Annotated in this window: 1 protein-coding gene; it reads left to right on the top strand. The window is 70.9% G+C overall.

What is annotated here, in order from left to right; all coding sequences use genetic code 11:
• On the top strand, positions 1–920 hold a 920-nt coding region (locus J8I82_RS37805), incomplete at both ends, for an NAD(P) transhydrogenase subunit alpha (RefSeq protein WP_209765741.1).

The following is a 920-nucleotide window of genomic DNA, read 5'->3' as shown; positions in this document are numbered from 1 at the left end:
CAGGGCCACAAGGTCATCGTCCAGGCCGGCGCCGGCGTACGCGCCAGCCAGCCCGATGGCGCGTATGAAGCGGTCGGCGCCACCATCGGCACCGCTGCCGAAGCCCTGGGAGCCCAGCTGGTGCTCAAGGTGCGCGCGCCGGATGACGCCGAACTGGCACAGATGAAGCCGGGGGCCGTGCTGGTGGGCATGCTCAATCCCTTCGATGCCGAGAACAACGCGCGCATGGCGGCAGCCAACGTGACCGCGTTCGCACTCGAGGCCGCGCCGCGCACCACGCGCGCGCAGAGCATGGACGTGCTCTCGTCGCAGGCCAACATCGCTGGCTACAAGGCCGTGCTGGTGGCCGCGCACCACTACCAGCGCTTCATGCCGATGCTGATGACCGCCGCCGGCACCGTCAAGGCCGCGCGCGTGCTGATCCTGGGCGCCGGCGTCGCCGGCCTGCAGGCGATCGCCACCGCCAAGCGCCTGGGCGCGGTGATCGAGGCCTCCGACGTCCGCCCCGCGGTCAAGGAGCAGATCGAATCGCTGGGCGGCAAGTTCCTCGACGTGCCGTTCCTGACCGATGAGGAGCGCGAGATCGCGCAAGGCGTGGGCGGCTATGCGCGCCCGATGCCGCCGGACTGGATGAAGCGCCAGGCCGAGCTGGTGCACCAGCGCGCGATCCAGGCCGACATCGTCATCACCACCGCGCTGATCCCGGGCCGCAAGGCGCCGGTGCTGCTGCAGGAAGCGACCGTGCAGCAGATGAAGCCGGGCTCGGTGGTGGTCGACCTGGCCGCCGCGCAGGGCGGCAACTGCCCGCTGACGGTGGCCGACGAAGTGGTCGAGCGCCATGGCGTCACCCTCATCGGCCATACCAACCTGGCCAGCATGGTGGCGGCCGACGCCTCGGCGCTCTATGCCCGCAACGTGCT

Origin of the sequence: Cupriavidus consociatus, assembly GCF_017814975.1 — a bacterium.
In the GTDB taxonomy this organism is placed as follows: domain Bacteria; phylum Pseudomonadota; class Gammaproteobacteria; order Burkholderiales; family Burkholderiaceae; genus Cupriavidus; species Cupriavidus consociatus.
The sequence above is the reverse complement of the archived record's forward strand: the minus strand, read 5'-3'. Positions and strand labels throughout refer to the sequence as shown.